We start from the raw sequence: 17802 nt of genomic DNA, 5'->3' as shown, positions 1-17802 counted from the left end.
TTCAGACGACATTGCGCCCACCCGTACGCTCCAGAGTCTGTCGCGCGGAACGCAGTAATTCTTCCGTTGTCGGCCAGTCAATACACTTGTCGGTGATGGAGACCCCGTAGCAGAGTTTGGAGGAACAAGGGGCCATGGGTTGATTGCCGGCCTGCAGGTTGCTTTCCATCATTACGCCGAAAATGGAGGTATTGCCACCCGTGATCTGCTCCAGAACAGAGTGCAGCACTTCAGCCTGGCGGTCGTGATCTTTGAAGGAATTGGCGTGGGAGCAATCCACCATGATGGAAGGAGCCAGGCCGGCCTTGTGGAGGACTTCCTCGGTGTCCCTGATATCAGCGGGTTCATAATTGGGCTTCTGACTGCCGCCCCGCAGCACGATGTGTACCGACTGATTGCCCGTGGTCTGCACAATGGCCGTGCGACCTTCCAGGTTGATACCGATAAAGCTGTGGGGGTGCTGAGCCGCCTTCATAGCGTCTATGGCAATCTGCAGGCTTCCGTCGGTGCCGTTTTTGAAACCAACGGGGAAGGAGAGGCCACTGGCCATTTCCCGGTGTGGCTGCGACTCCGTGGTGCGGGCGCCGATGGCACCCCAGCTGATCATGTCCGAGAGATACTGGGGCGTGATGGGGTCCAGCATTTCCGTGGCAATGGGCAGCTCCAGATCGGTAATGGCGCACAGCAGCTGACGGGCAACCCCCAGCCCTTTGGATATCTGGTGGCTGCCGTCCAGATCGGGATCGTTGATGAGACCTTTCCAGCCAATGGTGGTCCGAGGCTTTTCAAAGTAGACGCGCATGACGATGAACAGCTGATCGCTCACCTCGCGATTCAGCCTGGCCAGGCGCTGGGCATACTCAAGGGCGGCTTTCGGGTCGTGAATGGAGCAGGGGCCCACCACCACCATCAGGCGACTGTCCTTGCCCGAGAGGATATTGCGGATATGCTGCCGCGCCTGGGTGACAAAGGCAGCCCCTTCACTGGAGAGGGGGAAGACCTGCTTCAGACTGGCAGGGCTGATAATGGGGGTCAGACGACTGACGTTCAGATCACTGGTACGAATCATAAAACCTCCTGAAAAACAAACCTCTCCCCGGTGACCGATTCCGGAGAGAGGCATTCATGGTAACAAGGATCTGTGGCTTGGTTCCAGGGACGTCCTAAAACAGGCCGATGGCCCGCAGAAACACCAGGCCAATGGCAACTGGTGCCACAAAGCGCAGGATAAAGATCCAGGCATTGCCCCACAGGGTATCTCCAAAATCAGAGGATTCCAGCGCGTCGGACTTCTTCCATCCCCAGCCGATAAAGAGAGCGATGATCATGCCCCCCAGCGGCAGGAAGATATTCGAGGCGAGAAAATCCATGGAGTCCAGGATGTCCTTACCGAAAATGGTGACGTTGGAAAGCACTCCAAGACCAAGCGAAGATGGTATACCAACCAGGAAAATAATACCACCGATTACCACCGTCGTCATATGCCGACCCCACCCGAAAACACGCATGAAATAGGAGACGGCCACCTCAAGCAGTGACATGGCGGAAGAAAGGGCAGCCGCGGCCAGCAGGAAGAAGAAGGCGATTCCCACCACAACGCCGATTGCCAGATTCTGGAAGATATCGGGCAGGGTGATGAACACCAGTCCGGGGCCAGCTCCAGGTTCGCCTCCAAAGGCGAAAACAGCGGGAAAGATCACCAGACCTGCCACGATGGCAAACATCGTGTCGAGGGAGACAACACCCACGGCGGCTCCTGGCAGCTTTTCCTTTGGGGTGAGGTAGCTGCTGTAGGTAATCAGCGCCCCCATACCGAGACTCAGGGAGAAGAAGGCCTGTCCAAGTGCCGCCAGGTAGAGTTCCGGACGGGACAGAGCGCTCCAGTCAGGCGAGAACAGAAAAGAGATGGCTTCGCGGGCAGCGCCAAGGCTGAGGCTGTAGAGTGCCAGCACCAGCAGCAGGATAGCCAGCAGGGGCATGAGGATGCGGTTGGCGGTTTCAATGCCTTTCTTCACACCCAGGAAGACAATGCCAATGGTAAACGCCATGAAGACAAACTGCCAGAACAGAGGTTCATAGGCATTGGTGATAAAGCCGATGAAGAAGCCGTCATAACCGTTTTCCGGTGTACTCCACAGAGAACCCGTCAGATAACTGACCAGGTACTTGACGGTCCAGCCGCCAATAACACCGTAAAAGGAGAGAATGATAAAGGCCGAGGAGACACCCATGATCCCCGCAACCACCCAGGGCTTGCCGGGAGCCAGTGAGGTGAAGGCACCAACCACATCGCACTGGGATTTCCGACCGATGGTGAATTCCGCCATGACAATGGGCAGACCAATGAGCAGTACGCACAGAACATAGACCAGCAGAAAGGTTCCACCGCCATTTTCACCGGCCACATACGAGAAGCGCCAGATGTTGCCCAGACCCACGGCTGAGCCCATGGCGGCCAGAATAAAGCCCCAGCGCGAAGCCCAGTGTTCGCGGGGAGTAAGATCACAACGCTGCATACCAACTCTCCATAAATGAGTGAATAGCACACCTTCCCCAGGGAAAGTCCTCACCGAGCCTACGCAATCTTCAACATCTTTTGATACAAAAAGCCCATCACAGGAAGTATATACACGCTGAGGAACAAAAAAATGACAGTGAATTACTCCACACGAAGAGGAATCAGGGTGACGGCATTGCTGGCAAAGCCCGCCAGGTCGGGGGCACCGGCTTCAAGCAGGCCCACAAATGCTGCCGTGGCAAAAATATCGGGCTGGACCTCAGCGTCAAACTCCTTCTCCACCTGCTGCGCCAGGGCGGTGATTTCCGCCAGCACAGCGCTGCTGCGCTCCCTGACCAGAATAATGACACGCACCATGGCATCAGGTTCCGAGGAGGGCGGAAAGGCCAGAATATAGACCCCCTGAACCACTGGCAATGGCTCCAGTAAGGCGACAAAGGCGTCCAGCACTTCACGGTGTCTGCGGGACAGCACATCAAGAGAACTTCCCATGGCCTAACTCCTCGCCGTCACATAGAGCACGGGTACCTCTGCCTGACGGGCAACCTCATTGGCCACGCTGCCCAGAACCGCTTCACGGAGAAAACCCTTGCCCTGATTGCCCATGATGATCAGCGAGGTGTCGTGGGGATGGGCACGCTTCAGAATCTCCTGCAGGACAACGCCTTCCACCAGTTCATGGCTGACACTCAGGCCTTCCGCAATCAGAGCGTCCCTGAGTTTGCACAGGCGCTCTTCGTCAAAGGCGTCCTGTTCCTTCATGGCTTCGGCTGAAAGGTAGGTCAGTCGACGCTGGTTGTCATTGACGTGGAGAATTCTGATGGGACATCCGTGCACCATTGCGATATCACGGGCTTTCTGGAGAGCCAGGGCAGAGAGCGCCGAAAAGTCATAGGGCACCAGCAGGCTGGTGAAAAGTCGCTGACAGGGCGCAACACCCTCTCCTTCAGGGGAGTCCAGCAGCTTCACCCGCACCAGCAGAACCGGACAACGCGCTATCTGCAGCACTTTAAAAGAGACACTGCCAAGAGCTGCCGCCCGCAACAGGCTTTCACCCCGTGAACCGATGACAATGGCATCCACTTCATAGTTGGACGCTTCTTCTTCAATGGCATACACCGGCATGCCAAGGGGAATATCAATCTGCACCCGCAGACCAAGCTCCTCAAGTTGTTCTTTGTACTGGGTCAATTTCTTCGTCGCTTCCGCTCTCAGGGCATTCTCAAGGCCCGGCACCACAGCGGCGTACACCACATGCAGCAGAATAACCTCTTCAAGGCCAAGCTGCTGCAGGTCGCCGACGCAGGAAACCAGGGCATCAGATGCCGCTGAAAGATCACTGCAGAGGAGAATTTTACGAAACATGGGGCCTCCTTAGCTTGGGTGCATGGTGTAAAAACCAGACCAGTTCGAAGATCACACACCTGCGAAAGGCTGTCGCAGCCAGCATGTAACCAGGTTGCCATAGTAGCCGCGCTCCGGCTCAGCGTCAACGATTTTGCTCGGAGCGGCTCTGGTCATATTTTTATAGTGGACATACTTTTATTCTGTTATAATCCTCGGAAAAGTACAACAATCGTACAATAAGTAACATTTTTCGCATTATATCCTTGAAGGGGTCGCTTGTATGGGGACGTTTGCCGGTGTATCTGATATCATCAAAACCAATGACATACCCACCACCATAAAAGAGTTTGCTCGCGATAACGAACTCCCCCTGAAGGAGCTGGACTTTTCCATTGCCTTTGAAAGCGACCCCTACGAAAGCAAGCAAATGGGGAAGGTGACCAAAAACTGGCAGATCAAAATCATGCGCAAGGCTCTGCGCGAATACCAGCACCACCCTATCATGCGCGTCACTCCCAATCGAGAAAATCCCCTTATCTGCGAGCTGACCTTCCTGACCCAGAGCAAGTTTGACCTCAATGACCCCAACCTCCTGAAATCGGTGGTGGCGGAAATACGCAAGGTTCTGGCCTACAACCATATCGTCTTTGGCATCATCAGCTATCCGGAACTGGAAAAGATCGCGCAGCAGATCGTGGATATTGGCCGCATGAGCCACTCCTCCGTTAAGGAACCCGCCCTTATCTTCCCCATTGCCCGCGGCCGCCTGCGCAAAAACGGCAAGGATTCCAAGACGGAATACCACTTTGAGACCTATAACACGGCAGGGCAGATTGATGAAAAGGGCAATATCGATTACAGCAAAAAGAACTTTACCCAGCACGTGGAAGACGGCCAGTTGATTGTCACCTACTACCGCGCCCTCAAAGGCAGCCCCGGCGTACTACCCGACGGTAAGTTGACGCCCCAGTACGTGGGGCAGACCAAGGACACCTTCCCCTTCCACTCGGTCACCAGCCGCCTCAGCGTCGTGGACCGTCCCGACCGTATCGAAGTGTACGCGCGCCAGGAGGGCTTCTTCTGCGTCGACAACAACGGTAACGCCGACATCAAGGATAATGTCACCATTGATGGTGCCGTTGACCTGGCGGTTACCGGGGATATCTACTTCAAGGAAGATGCCCGCGATGTCATCATCAACCACCAGGGCGTCAGCAAGGATGCCGTAGGCGCTGGCCGCACGGTTCAGGGCAAAAATGTCCAGATCAAGGGCAATATCGCCTCCAACGCCAAGGTTGCCGGTGAGAATGTGGAGATTGAGGGAACCATTCACCGCTCTGCCACCATCGAGGCCGATGAAAAAGTCAGCCTGACCCTGGGCAGCGGCACGGTACGAGCCGATGTAGTCCACTGCGACTCCTTCCAGCAGGGCACCATCTACGCGCGCCAGGTCTTCATCAAACAGCATATCCTCAACGCCACTATTTATTGTGAAGAGATCAACCATCACGGAACCATGCGCAACGCCGAGGTATTCTTCTCCGGCAACAGCGCCCATCTGGGACATATGGTTGGCGATGAGAACAGCGTCCATGCCGATCCGACCCTGGTTCCCGCTGTCAACGAAGTTCTCGAAGGCTACAAGGCCACCATGGAAAAGGATCGCGAGCGCATGACCGAGCTGAGCAAGCAGGCGCGGCGCATATCCTCGGAACTGCAGAAGGATCGCTCCCGCCTGGAAATGGCCATGCGCACGGTCAAGGAGTGCAAGGCTGCGGGCAGAAAAATTCCTCCTTCCTCCATCGCCGTCATCCAGAGTGTCCGTGACAAAAAGACGGAGCTGGAAGCCATCGTAACCGAGACGGAAACACTGAAAGTCGATTTTGCCAAAACAGAAAAACTCTATGACCGCATCATCAAAACCAGCAAGGAAGCCAACCTCTTCATAGAGGCCGCCGAAGAAGGCAATCGCATTCGCTTCTATGGCATTACCCAGACGAAGCACTTGAATCGCTTCGAGATACCAATCATGATCTGCGTTGAAGAAGGCAAGGACGAAATCAAGGTCCAGCGTCAATAATCACAATGTTCCTCTCCTGTTTCCCCTGTAGTTCCCACCCTTGTTGTGCTAGTATTCACTCTGGAGAAAAAAGGGGGACGGATGGCATTTTACTATCAGTACCAGTACACTGACCACTTTATCCTGGAGTACCATACTCCTGAAAAAGCCCCCTGCATCTCCATTGAAAAGATAAATGATCAGCTCACCTTCTTTGCCCTGTCCAATGACACGCATTTGAGCGACCTGTTGCTGAAAAGCTTGCGCGCCTATGTCACGGAACACCGTTTTTTCACCAGCTATAACTTTGTCCCTTTTCTGCGCGAATACGCACGGGGCGAACTCACCCTGAAGCACCGTCTGCTGCTGGGAGTCCTGGACCAGGGCAGCCAGACCCTGCGCTTTATCAATTTCGGCATGTACTATGTGCTCTTCAAGGATACGGATGGACGGATTTTCACCGCCCGCGATCACGAAAACACCCTTTCCGAACAGCCTACGCCCTTTCGCGTCCAAGTATACCCCCTCAACGATATTCAGAGCGTCTTCTTTGCCAACAATTCCAGGCTGCTCAGCATGGCTGAAGCCAATATGGCCCTGCTGACCACAAAAAAACAGTTTCTGTATGTGCACAGTGCACTGGAGGATGTACAGCCGACTGCAGAGACCGGCTCCTTTCTCCTCATCAATCACCTGCCAGCCGGCTCCGTCACGATCCTCTCCCGCGAGACTGTCACGCAGCCGAATCTGGATGCCCTTTCCAACCTTGAAATACGATTCAAAGCCTCTTTGGCGGCTTCAGGCCTCCACGAGGAGCTGGCGGACAATGCCATGCTCATCTTCCATGAAATGCTGCTGAACGCCTTTGAACATGGTGTACTGCGCATGACATCGGAACAGAAGCAGGAGCTGATCCGCAGTGGACAATACGAAGGCTTTATCATTGAGCAGGAAAAGGCCTGTACCGGCCAGATTGATATCAGCTGTGAACTTTTTGCGAACCGGGTGCTGCGCATATCCATCTCCGACAGCGGTGACGGTTTTGAGTACGAAAGTTACCTGCGGACAAAGGCGACAGAAACCCAAAGCCTCTTCAATAACCGTGGAATCAAAATTACCCAGGAGCTCAGCGATGGCATGTATTACTCAGACCAGGGGCGACAGGTTCACCTGATCCTCTCCCTGACCAGTCTCTCCGCCATTACTCAGCACAGGAAAACGACCCCGGAGGAAGAACTGCAGAACTCACCGCTGCGGGATGTGTCCATACTCTATGTAGAGGATGACGAACTGACCCGGGAGCTCTATGTTCGCCTGCTCAAGCGCATGTCAAAATCCCTCTATGTGGCGGAAAACGGCCAGGAAGGCCTTGAGCTGTTCCATAAATTTCATCCGGACATCATCCTCAGCGACATCCAGATGCCCGTCATGAACGGCCTCGATATGGCACGGGAAATCCGCCAGCACAACCGCGACATCCCGATCCTCCTGATAACGGCCTTCTCCGACAAGGACCATATCCTGAGCGCCATCGACGCCGGCGTCGATCGTTTTATCAACAAGCCCGTCCAGCTTGGCAAGCTGCGCATGCACCTTGAACATTACGCACGCATCATCCAGATGCAGCAGCAGCTCCAGAAACGCCTGGAGGAGGAACAGCGGCACCGCGAAGAGGAGTTTTTCGCCCTCAAGGACAAGAGCAGACGCGAAGAGCAGCAGCAGAAGGAAGCCTTCGCCAAGGAGGAGCTGATCATCCATAACGACGCCGCAACGCTCGAAGGAATCAGAGCCGAGGTATTCTACAAGCCCCAGGATATCCTCAGCGGCGACATCTACGGAATTTTCAGAATCGATGAACGCCGCACCCTTTTCTATATCATCGACAGCATGGGCAAGGGGATCGGCGCCTCCGTCACCGCCATTCTGTCGGCATCATTCATCAACCAGTACCTCAAGACCACACCCAAAGCAACAGCTCCATCATTACAGGATATCGTCACCACCTATGCCGACTATATCAAGAGCTACCTGCTTGATGACGAGGTCATTTCCCTCGCCATGGCCTGCATCGACACACAGAGCCTGCTGATGGAGTACAGCTCGTTCGGCATGTACCCGATCTTCATCAAGGATATCGACAAGGACAGCCTCCATGAGTGCCGCACCAATAACCTGCCGCTTATGATCTACTCCCAGGATATCCGCATCGACCAGTTCACGCTTCCCCGCAACTTCCATATCCTCATCTACTCTGACGGACTGTGCGAAAACGACGATTTCAGCGGTACGGAACTGCGGAGATCCTTCGTCAAAAGCCACTGCCTGAATGACATCCTGCAGGACTTCTTCAAGGCCACCAATAATCAGGAGCCGGTACCTGGCTCCGATGACACCAGCATCCTCTACATCAGCAACCAGAGTGTCGCACACCCTTGACAACACGCGGCACCTGGGTCATATACATGCACAATCACACCGGATGGGGAAGACTGTGAAACACCGACTTTATCAGTTCTATATCGGCTTTCTCGTGAACTTCAGCCGAATGCTCTTCTTTGTTCTGAACAGACTGCAGGTGAAGGGGGATCAGTACATTCCCACTGACGCCAGGGCCGTCCTGTACGTTTCCAACCACGTCAGCTTCCTTGAGACCATGGCCATTCCCATGACCATAGTGGGACGACAAAAGGTGCACACCTTGCGTATCGCCGCCAAAGAAGAGCTTCTCCAAATACCCGTCATCGGCCGCGTCCTGCGCAGCATTCACATCATTCCCGTCAAACGGGGCAGCGGAGCGAAGGCCTATGCCGCCATCCTCCAGAACATCCGCCAGGGTAACTCCATTCTTGTCTTCCCCGAGGGCACCAGGGCCAAAGATGGCATCATGAAACGCCCCAAGCGCGCCATCGGGAAACTCATGCATGAATCGGGATTGCCCATCGTTCCCATCCGTGTTGATGGGCTGCATACCTGGAGGCTGTGGAAACTGGGGCAGAAAGGTGCTCTCACCTTCGGCGAACCCTTTGCCATTGATGAAATACTCCCCGTCAATCAGGACGAAGAAGCCATTGACTACCAGCTTGTCGCTGATAAAGTCATGGAAAAAATACGCTCACTTTGCTAGAGTACCTGCCATATTCACCCGAAACAGCACCACTTTGTATTGAGGGAACCATGAAAAAACTGCTGCTTCTGTTTATTTTCATACACACTCTGGTTCTTACGGCAATCGCCGACAATTATGTTGCCGTTACCGGCGACCGGGTCAATCTGCGCGCGCAACCCTCCACCAATGCCGAAGTCCTCTGGACCCTGGGCAAGTACTTCCCCTTGAAAGTGCTGAAGCAACAGGGCAACTGGTATCAGGTGGAAGACTTCGAGGGCGACAAGGGGTGGATTCACAACAGTGTTGCCAACAAGGAAAACCGTGGCGTCATCGTCATCCGCAACAATGTAAATGTGCGCAGCTCCAACTCCACCAACAGTGATATTCTCTTCCGCACCAGCTATGGCGTTGCCTTCCGCATCATTGGTCAGCGCAGTAACTGGTATCAGGTTGAACATCCCGATGGTCACCAGGGATGGATTCGCGGTGATCTGCTGTGGGGCGCCAAGTAATCTCCCGTCTCTGACTGGAACCATTGAGGGGACGAGGTACGCAAAGCCTGGCTTCCCATTTTCTCTGCGCCTGCAAAAGTACTCTTCCAGCTTTTGCCATTGTCTTTATGCCTGTACGTCCGCGTAATCTGCGGACACGTTTTTTCCCTCATTCCCCAAAATCCCCTCCATGCCTTCTGTTTTCCTCCCGCGCCTTTGCTGTGAACGAAAGTTTCGTATCCCAGAATTTTCATATAAAACATTAAAAATAACTCAACTTTCGCACCTTGTCGCGCTGGGCTAAGATGTTGCTACAATGAGATTTACCACGAGGAAACAGTGTTTATTTTGCGTACTTGACTCATCTGGCATCTCTTTTCGTTTCCGGATATTGCCCTTTTTGACCGCGCAAAAAGGGCGCAAAAACGCGCCCCCCGAACGCCCGTACTTCCGGCTCATTGCTCGCCTGTTCTGGAGATCCGGCAGACACTGCCTCCCTGCAGTGCTGCCGGACCACTCACTTCCTGTGAGTGTCCCGTTCGGGTCTTGCCAGTCAGGCGTCGCACTCACCGGACGGGCTCAGGGGGGAACGGCCTGTTTCTGCCTCCCCCCCGTGTGCTGACCCAGCCAGGACGCGAAGACTGGAACGCGATGGACCCGCAGGGTTGACGCCACGAGGGCGGCAACCGCAAACCAAAAGCCATGGAGGGCGGTTGTTTGCGGTCCCCAGTTGGCAAGCGGACGGCTGATAAGGACAGCACTGGGGGCCGCTTCCCAGCCACTTTTTGCGGGTAAAAAGTGGCAAAAGAAACTCGTATATATGGTGAGGATAATGTCAAGCAACGCAGTCTGTGCAGAACCACTTCCTCCATTCCAGCATGGCATCAGGGTCAGTGCCGATAACCTGCAGTTTCGGGGGTGAAACCTTGAGTTTGCAGAAAAAAAATTCCCGCCTGCGGTGCAGGCGGGAAAAACCAAATACGATGAGCGAAGAATATTGTCATGTCCACTTCCCTGACGGGAACCATGGATAGTGGCAATGTTTTTCTTCCTGTTCCACACAAAAGCCGCTCGAATCTTTTGGGTTTCACTTGCCTCTGGTGTATCCCAAGGGCCTGGTACGCCACGAGGGCAGAGGTACGGACGCGTGTCTGCCCGCGGAAGATCACTGCCGTGCCCCTCAAGGGGGCAACCCTGAGAGCCTGGTCACCTTGCCAGCGCTCCCCGGGTTGCCCCCCGAAGGGGGAATTGTTTAGCGTTTCATGTTCAGAACTTCCTGAATCATGCTGTCCGAGGTGGAGATGATGCGCGAGTTGGCCTGGAAGCCACGCTCGACGATGATCATCTGGGTGAACTCCATGGAAAGGTCAACGTTACTCATCTCCAGGGAGTTACTGATGATGGTTCCGAAACCGGCTGAGCCGGGGGCGGAATAACTGGGCTGACCACTGGCATTGGTGGCCACAAAGAGGGAGTTCCCTACCTTGGAAAGGCCCTGAGGGTTGGTGAAGTCCGCCAGACTCAGCTGCGCCAGTGGCCGGGAAAGCCCATTGCTGAACTGGCCGTAGACAATACCATTTTCGTCAATGGCGTAGTCTTCAAGTGTTCCTTCCTTATAGCCGTTCTGCCGCTGTTTGGTGGTGTCAGACTTGCTGGCGTACTGCGTAAAGCCGTCGAACCCGCCACCAGGTGTGCCCATGTCAATGACAACCTCCATTGGACTGGCACCATTGTTGGGAACGATGAACAGCGGTCCGCCGATCATCATTTCCAGGCCACCATCGGGGCTGAAGGTAATGCTTCCCTCCGGCAGGGAGAGCGACCCGGCGCCGCCGGTGATCTCAGCCGGTTTGGGAACGCTGGCCTTCCAGGTCCACTGGTTCACATTGCGTGGATCTGGGTCTTTATAGAACTCAAAGTTCACCGAGTGTTCAAAGCTTTCGGAGTCAATGATATTGACCGTGGTGGAGTGATAGCCTCCGGAAGCCCGCTGTTCCACACTCAGGGAGGTGGTGATGGCATTGAAAATGGCGTTGCCCGGTACCGAGAGCTTCAGGTCGAGAATGGAGAAGTGTTCACCATCGTCGCCGTTGATGACCAGTGAACCATTCTCATTGACATACACACCCTTGTTGTTCTTGAGGTTCAGGGACTGCTCCAGGGCGTAGGCCAGGTCTCCCAGGGTGGTGTCGCTCTGTCCCAGGTTATTGTTCACCGACATGGAGGAGCTGAACTGCTGCCCCATACCAAGGGTGGCACTCAGGGAAATGCGGTCGTTGGTACCCAGGCCAAGGCTCGTGCCATTACTGTTATAGAGACGTGCCAGCTTGGTGTTTTCGTTGGCACTGGTCAGGAATCGCTCCGACGTTGACATGGAACCGGTCAGCAGGGTCGCGGGCAGGTTCAGGGCCTGGTTCAGGCGCGCCGAAGAGGTAATGATTTCGGCACCGGTGATGTGGTGGTTAATGGGGCCACGCAGGATACCGGAAGTGCCGGCCGCACTGACATTCAGGTTGCTGAATGGACCACTTGCTGTGGTGTTCAGCTGGTGGCGCAGATTGATGTCCCGGCCCACATAGTTGATGGGACCTGTCATGCCGATCTGCATGGTGCGGGCCGAAACACCCGGTGAGAAGATGACGTTGCTCAGGGGTTCAAACAGGGGATTCAGCAGATCCTGATAGGCCGCATCAACGCCGGCATTGATGGAAACGCTCAGTTCGGCCAGTCCACCACTGCTGGGATTACGGAACTCAAAGTCTTTGCCGGTCCAGTTCACCGTAAATCCCGTAACACCTGCCGCCACAATCTGATCCTGAATATGGGCGGCGATATTGGCCATGGAGGTCATGGCGGTGGCATCGACGTTAATGGTGGTCAGGACCGTCTGTCCGGGGCGACGGAAGGTGATATCGAAGTTGGCTCCGTCAAAACCCAAGCCGTTAAAGCCGAAGTAGTCGGTGGCCTCAAAGTCAGCATTCACCGCGCCCGTTGCCGTGGCATCAATATTCAATCGACCGTCCTCTTCCAGGGTGATGTTCACATCGGCCAGGGCAGGGTTGGTATTGATGATGGTGATCAGTTCGTCCAGGGAGCTGAAGTAGTAGGCTCCCGCGTTGCTGTTATTGCCACGAATCCCTTCAGGGTCATAGACAAAGGTGGCGATCTGAGGGACATCGACACCGGCCACGTTTACCGTGCCCGTGACCACGGAGATGGCATCATTGGCGTCCTTAAAGCCCATCTTCTCGAGAGAGAATCCTCCATCGTGGTTATTGTCGTAGGTGATCTTGCCACCCAGCTGGTCTGACTTCTTGGGGTCGGCGCCGAAGATAAAGTCGCCGGTCAGGTTATCCAGGTACTCGTTGACGGCCTTGTCGTTACCCACATTGGTACCGCTGTAGCTCACCTGAATATTGCCCAGGTCAAACCCGGCTATATTGGCGAAAGACAGGCGACCACCATCATTGTAGGCGCGGATGAGGTTCATGGCATCGGTGGAAATGGAACCATCCTGGCTGTCACCAACGGTATAGGCGCTGAACGCGGTACTGACCGTGGCTCCAGCAGGGATCTTCACGCCAGGGGAGAAGCTGAAGCGAATCCAGTCACCGACACCGTTGACCTGCACCAGGTTAGGGTCGGTGGCGTGGATGGTGACAAAGTCACCGGCGGCAAGCTCAATGCTGCGGTAGAGACCATTGGGGTCCTTACTGCCATCAAAGAGGGTCATGGGAGCGCCACTGGTGTTGGTGACGATGGTGCCATTGACCAGACGCTCGGAAAGGCGCACACCATCAGCCTGCATGCCCGTATAGGGAGCATCGACGTTGACCTCGTAGCCGGCCGGGAAAGCGGTGGTGTGATTACCGGGGGCAAAGTCGGAGTTGATCTGCATGATCAGTTCATCCAGGGTCGAGAAGGGCTTGGCAAAGCTATCCACGCCGCCTATCCCGGTGGTATCCAGAGCCTGGGGGTTGGTGGCCGTGGAGTAGTAGTACTCCTGGGTCACCAGGTTGCCCTTGACTTCCATGGAAATGCGGATACGGTCATTGCCGTCCTGGAAGTTAAAGACGCTGATATCGCCGATATAGGCGCGGCTGGTGGCGCTGACATTCTGCATTGAGCCCTGGAGGCGGGCAGTCAGTTCTTCCAGGGTATTGAAGTCAAGCCCCTTGTTGTACTGCTCCTGGAAGAAGAATTCGCTGGATGTCTTGACGCCGTTGGCGTTGTACTGACCATTCAGGCTGGAAATGACGTTGTTGAATTTAGTGTTGGCGGGAACGCTGCTTGACTCCATGCTCAGGTCCATGCTCTCACGGGCCGTGACGCGCAGTTTTCCTTCTACAATATCAACGCTCTGGACATACCCGGCAAAGCGCTCTTCAATCTTGCGAGCCAGGCCACCGAGAGTACTGAAAACGTTGTCATTGGCATCAAAGTCCCGCGGAATGCCATTGGCACTGTATTCATTTGAGGCGCTGGGACGGTAGCGGAAGGTCACCGTCTCCTGGACACCGTCCTTGGTGATGGTCACCTTGAAGGTTTCGTTGTCCACGATGCTCAGCCCGGTGTCGGCGGAGTCGTAGAGCTGCCCCATGCTGGTAAGCGCCGTGGCGTGGGACTTGAAGGTCACCGCCTGGTCATCTAGGATGGAGAGGGCATTGCCCTGTTCGTTGAAGAGCGTGGAGAGATCCTTGTTGCCATCGGCGGTGGTACGTATGACTGGCGTACTGAGAATGGTTCCCGAAGCTTCAGCGTTCAGGTTGCCTCCCAGCTCCACGTTACTGGTGGCCTGGGCCGGGGATTTGATACCCACGGGAATCTGGATGTTGCCCACAACGGTGGTGGGGTTGATGGTAAACTCGCCGTACTGGTTCTGGGTTGCCATGCGGCCCTGCATGACCAGACCATCGGGGGTGACCATCATCCCTTCCTTATTGAAGATGAAGTTTCCGTTACGGGTAAAGAAGTTCTGGGCGCCGTTGGAGACGACGAAGAAGCCACGTCCGGCAATGGCCATGTCGGTAACTTTGTTGGACGCTTCAATACCGCCCTGGCTGAAGATAAGGTTGGTGGAGTTGACCCGCGTACCAATACCCACCTGCATGGGGTTGACGCCGGATCCGCCGATGCTGATACTCATGACATCAGCAAAACCGGCACGGGCTTTTTTGTAGCCGAAGGTGTTTACGTTGGAAATGTTGTTACCGATAATATCCATCGACCGCTGATGATTGACCAGACCGGATACACCGGCATACATGGATTGCAGCATGTTTGTGCTCCATAATAGTGTAGTATGCCTCCGTGCATTGTATTTTCCATCCCTGTTGTGTTCATGAAGTGCCCGGCTCCTTACCGGACACAGTCCTCTATGTCATATCGGACTCAGCGTCTTCCTCACCCCCTGAGCCCGGATCCGGCATGGCCCCTGCGATATTCGGCATATAGAAGCTCTCCAGCTCCTCCAGCAGGAATTCTTCATTGTTCATCATAAACAAGCTCACCCCTCCTTCATTGCGCACAGCGGTAATGAGTCCATAGGTATAGGTTTCCACATCCATGGGATTGCCATCATCACCAAACGCCACCACCCGGTAGGTATAGTGACCGTCCGGCAGGACCTGCCCGGAAGAATCATAGGCGTCCCAGGCAATGCTGTTGACACCTTTGCCAAGGGCTCCCACATCAAGGCGATCCACAAACGAACCCTGGGAGTTGTAGATCATTATCTGTACTTCATCGGAAGCTTTAGGCAGTTTAAACTCGATATTCTGGGTCATGCCCTGGTAGGCCTGAACTGTATTGCCAAGGGCGCGTGCTTCCAGGCCGATATAGGCAGCGGCGTTGAAGTTCATGGTCTGCTGCTGCATGGCCACCAGTCGATCCACAGCGGCCGTCATGTTGGTCAACTGCTCCAGCTGGGAGAACTGCGCCGTCTGGGCAATCATCTGAGAGTTGTCCTGGGGGTTGGTGGGATCCTGATTGCGCAGCTGCGTAATCATCAGATGCAGGAAAGCATCCTTGTCCATCTCCTTCTTGGGTAACTCGGGTTTCATGGTGCTCCAGTCATCAATGTTCCCGATGTTTCGAACTGGTGCTGATGTGTTCATTGGCATGAGAGCCTCCTTGTCAAACGGTTATATCCAGAGCGTCCGACGTAGCGATGGCATCGGTTTCACGAGTGTCATCGACATGTTCATGGTTTCCTTGGTTTTGGTGTGTTTCGGTATCATGATTCCGCGATCCTCCGTCGCGCTCACCTTGCTGATCATTGCGGGCGTGACGGAATTCCTCGGAAAACTGACTTTGGTTATCCTGAGCTGCGGATTGATGAGCTGGCTGAACTATTTCAAAACGCTCAACGCGCAGGCCCATGTTGGTCAGGGCCTCCCGCAACTGTGCAGCCGCGCGCTGCATGTTTTCGCGCAGACCACTGTCTTCCACCATCAGGCGACCCACCAGCTGGGCATTCTCAATGGAGAGGCGGATATGCACCTTGCCCAGATGCTGCGGATTCAACGCGACCGTAATGGTCTTCAATGAGCCGCTTTGATGGACACTGACTTTGCGCAGTATCTGGTCGATGACACTGTCCATGTCAACCCGGCGCCCGGCAGACTCCGGGGCAGACTCCGGTGTCAGTGAACTCTGGGTTGCACTGCTGCCCTGCTGTCCGACAAACGGCTGTCCTGCTGGCGTCGAGCTGGTGCTCCCTGCTGCCTGAAGAGTCACGGAGGACTCGGCATGTGCCGATACCGGTGTGGCTCCGGTGGCAGTTACGGTGTTTTCCCGCCCGGTGGCAGAAGTTTTTTCCGTGGGCAGCGTGCGCGTGGGCCGCTGCTCTTCCTGCAGGCTCTCATCTTCGGCTTCCAGAGCTTTGTTCATAACAGCCCTGGCAAGCTCGCTGTCGCGGCCCTGGGTTTCCTTTGCCATGGCCGCCTGGGCGACAACCGGTTGTCGTGCGACTGCCGCGCTCTGCCTGTCTACAGTTATTTCAGCAGCAGACCCATTGTGTCGGTTCGCATTCTGCTGTTTTCGGGAGAGCTCCTCCTCCAGGGATTCGCTGGAAGCGTCCGAAGCCACAACCCGATTCATGGCTTCCACCAGCTGGCGCAGGGGTGACTTCTCCAGCAGAGCTTCAAACCCCGCGTATTGACGTGGTGTAGCTATATTATCCGCCTGGGCTGTTCGTCCAGGATTCTGGTTCGCCTGAATCACCATGCCCATGGCGGCAAGGGATTGGCCAAGCTGACGGGCTGTCTCGGTCCCTTCAGCGGTTTCGCCCACAAGGCGCTGCAGTACCTGCTCCGTCGCTGGCTGCTTCTCATGCAGCCCCAGGCTTTCGATATCACGCATCAGCTGCACAAAATGCTGCATGCCTTCTTCACCATCAAGCACCTGGGCCAATATCAGCCCATCATGCTCTGGTGTCATGGATCGGCTCTGACGTACCTCTTCCATCATCGCGCTCATGGTCATCAGGCCCTGGAATACCTGGGCGATACCGGCCGGCAGATCATCGGGCTGCAGGCCCGCCTCATCCATCAGGCGCATGAAGAGCTCACCTGCCTGCTTCATGAAATGCACAAGAGTGCCGAGTTCTTCCGCCAGGTCAGTTCTGGCGAGAAGGTCTGCCGGGATATGGGTATCAGGATCTTCCACTGCAGGCTCATCGGGCGCCACTACGGTTTCCTGTTTCTGGAACAGGGCACCAAAGAGCAGGGAGCGCTCAAGGTGATGATATGCCTGTACATCCTGATCCTTGTCGTCTTTGCCCTTGCGGTGGGCAGAAAATTTTTCAATCAGGAGCGTCAGATCACGGAGCTGTTGGGGGGAGAGTTCAAAGGAACTTTTTTCCAGATTCATCACGGTGCTGTTGAAGTCCATAACTTCTGCAATCAGCGCACGTCCAATGGATTCGGGAGGAAGGACATTCTGATTGAGAATATCCTGCAGGGCATGGTTGAACTGGGGAGTCAGTACGTCCGACTGGGCCAGCTGGCGCAGGCTGCGGCCGGAAAGGGGCAGTGACTCAAGAGCTGTCTGCAGTTCCTGTTTCAGTCGCTCCATGGCCTTTTCGGCTTCAGGGACATCTGCAGGAAGCAAAGGAGAATTTTTTTCACTGGCTCCCTTGTCCATGGACTGGAAGAGGAGCTGCAGGAAACCACCTTGCTGGCCATCGGCCATGGCACTTCCTGTACCTTTATCTGCTTTTTTTAGAAGGGGAAAGTTCCCGATGTCGAGAATCTGGGTGATCAAGCTGCACCTCCTGTCG

At 55.1% G+C, this 17802-nt stretch carries 11 protein-coding genes; 4 read left to right on the top strand and 7 right to left on the bottom strand.

From position 1 onward, the window contains the following. Nucleotide 1: 1 nt before the first annotated feature. The 4 genes from ACZ46I_RS09805 to ACZ46I_RS09790 all read right to left on the bottom strand — a co-directional run bounded on the left by ACZ46I_RS09805 (nucleotide 2) and on the right by ACZ46I_RS09790 (nucleotide 3883). Entirely contained in the window at nucleotides 2-1069 is a 1068-nt protein-coding gene (locus ACZ46I_RS09805) for a 3-deoxy-7-phosphoheptulonate synthase (protein WP_013506113.1), read from the bottom strand. Nucleotides 1070-1163: 94 nt separating this feature from the next. Continuing rightward, nucleotides 1164-2516 carry a sodium-dependent transporter gene (locus tag ACZ46I_RS09800; protein ID WP_464280672.1) on the bottom strand — a complete coding sequence of 451 codons (1353 nt, stop codon included), beginning with the start codon at nucleotides 2514-2516 and terminating at the stop codon, nucleotides 1164-1166. 143 nt (nucleotides 2517-2659) lie between these two features. Beyond that, complete coding sequence (locus ACZ46I_RS09795; protein WP_464280671.1) at nucleotides 2660-3010, bottom strand: hypothetical protein; 351 nt, start codon at nucleotides 3008-3010, stop codon at nucleotides 2660-2662. 3 nt (nucleotides 3011-3013) lie between these two features. Beyond that, the gene (locus ACZ46I_RS09790) at nucleotides 3014-3883 is read right to left on the bottom strand and encodes a universal stress protein (RefSeq protein WP_464280670.1); all 870 of its coding nucleotides are present in this window, start codon (nucleotides 3881-3883) and stop codon (nucleotides 3014-3016) included. A gap of 262 nt (nucleotides 3884-4145) precedes the next feature. On the opposite strand from ACZ46I_RS09790, the gene ACZ46I_RS09785 reads away from it, so the two are divergent. The 4 genes from ACZ46I_RS09785 (at nucleotide 4146) to ACZ46I_RS09770 (ending at nucleotide 9542) form a co-directional block, all read left to right on the top strand. Beyond that, entirely contained in the window at nucleotides 4146-5945 is a 1800-nt protein-coding gene (locus ACZ46I_RS09785) for a flagellar assembly protein A (RefSeq protein ID WP_464280669.1), read from the top strand. Nucleotides 5946-6026: 81 nt separating this feature from the next. Continuing rightward, the gene (locus ACZ46I_RS09780; RefSeq protein WP_464280668.1) at nucleotides 6027-8360 is read left to right on the top strand and encodes a response regulator; all 2334 of its coding nucleotides are present in this window, start codon (nucleotides 6027-6029) and stop codon (nucleotides 8358-8360) included. A gap of 55 nt (nucleotides 8361-8415) precedes the next feature. After that, on the top strand, nucleotides 8416-9048 hold the full coding sequence (locus tag ACZ46I_RS09775) for a lysophospholipid acyltransferase family protein (protein ID WP_464280667.1): 633 nt from the start codon (nucleotides 8416-8418) through the stop codon (nucleotides 9046-9048). Nucleotides 9049-9098: 50 nt separating this feature from the next. Next, nucleotides 9099-9542 (top strand): SH3 domain-containing protein, encoded by a 444-nt coding sequence (locus ACZ46I_RS09770; protein ID WP_013506120.1) that lies wholly within the window; start codon nucleotides 9099-9101, stop codon nucleotides 9540-9542. Between the two features lie 1231 nt (nucleotides 9543-10773). Here the strand turns inward: ACZ46I_RS09770 and ACZ46I_RS09765 are convergent. From ACZ46I_RS09765 to ACZ46I_RS09755, 3 genes are all read right to left on the bottom strand, one after another. Beyond that, nucleotides 10774-14799: a flagellar hook-basal body complex protein gene (locus ACZ46I_RS09765; RefSeq protein WP_464280666.1), complete on the bottom strand. Its 4026-nt coding sequence runs from the start codon at nucleotides 14797-14799 to the stop codon at nucleotides 10774-10776. Nucleotides 14800-14896: 97 nt separating this feature from the next. After that, nucleotides 14897-15643: a flagellar hook assembly protein FlgD gene (locus ACZ46I_RS09760; protein ID WP_464280665.1), complete on the bottom strand. Its 747-nt coding sequence runs from the start codon at nucleotides 15641-15643 to the stop codon at nucleotides 14897-14899. Between the two features lie 13 nt (nucleotides 15644-15656). Continuing rightward, nucleotides 15657-17786, bottom strand: coding sequence for a flagellar hook-length control protein FliK (locus ACZ46I_RS09755; RefSeq protein ID WP_464280664.1), 2130 nt, complete (start codon nucleotides 17784-17786; stop codon nucleotides 15657-15659). Nucleotides 17787-17802 lie beyond the last annotated feature (16 nt).

Source organism: Desulfurispirillum alkaliphilum (assembly GCF_055378285.1).
This window is presented reverse-complemented; position numbering and strand designations above follow the sequence as displayed.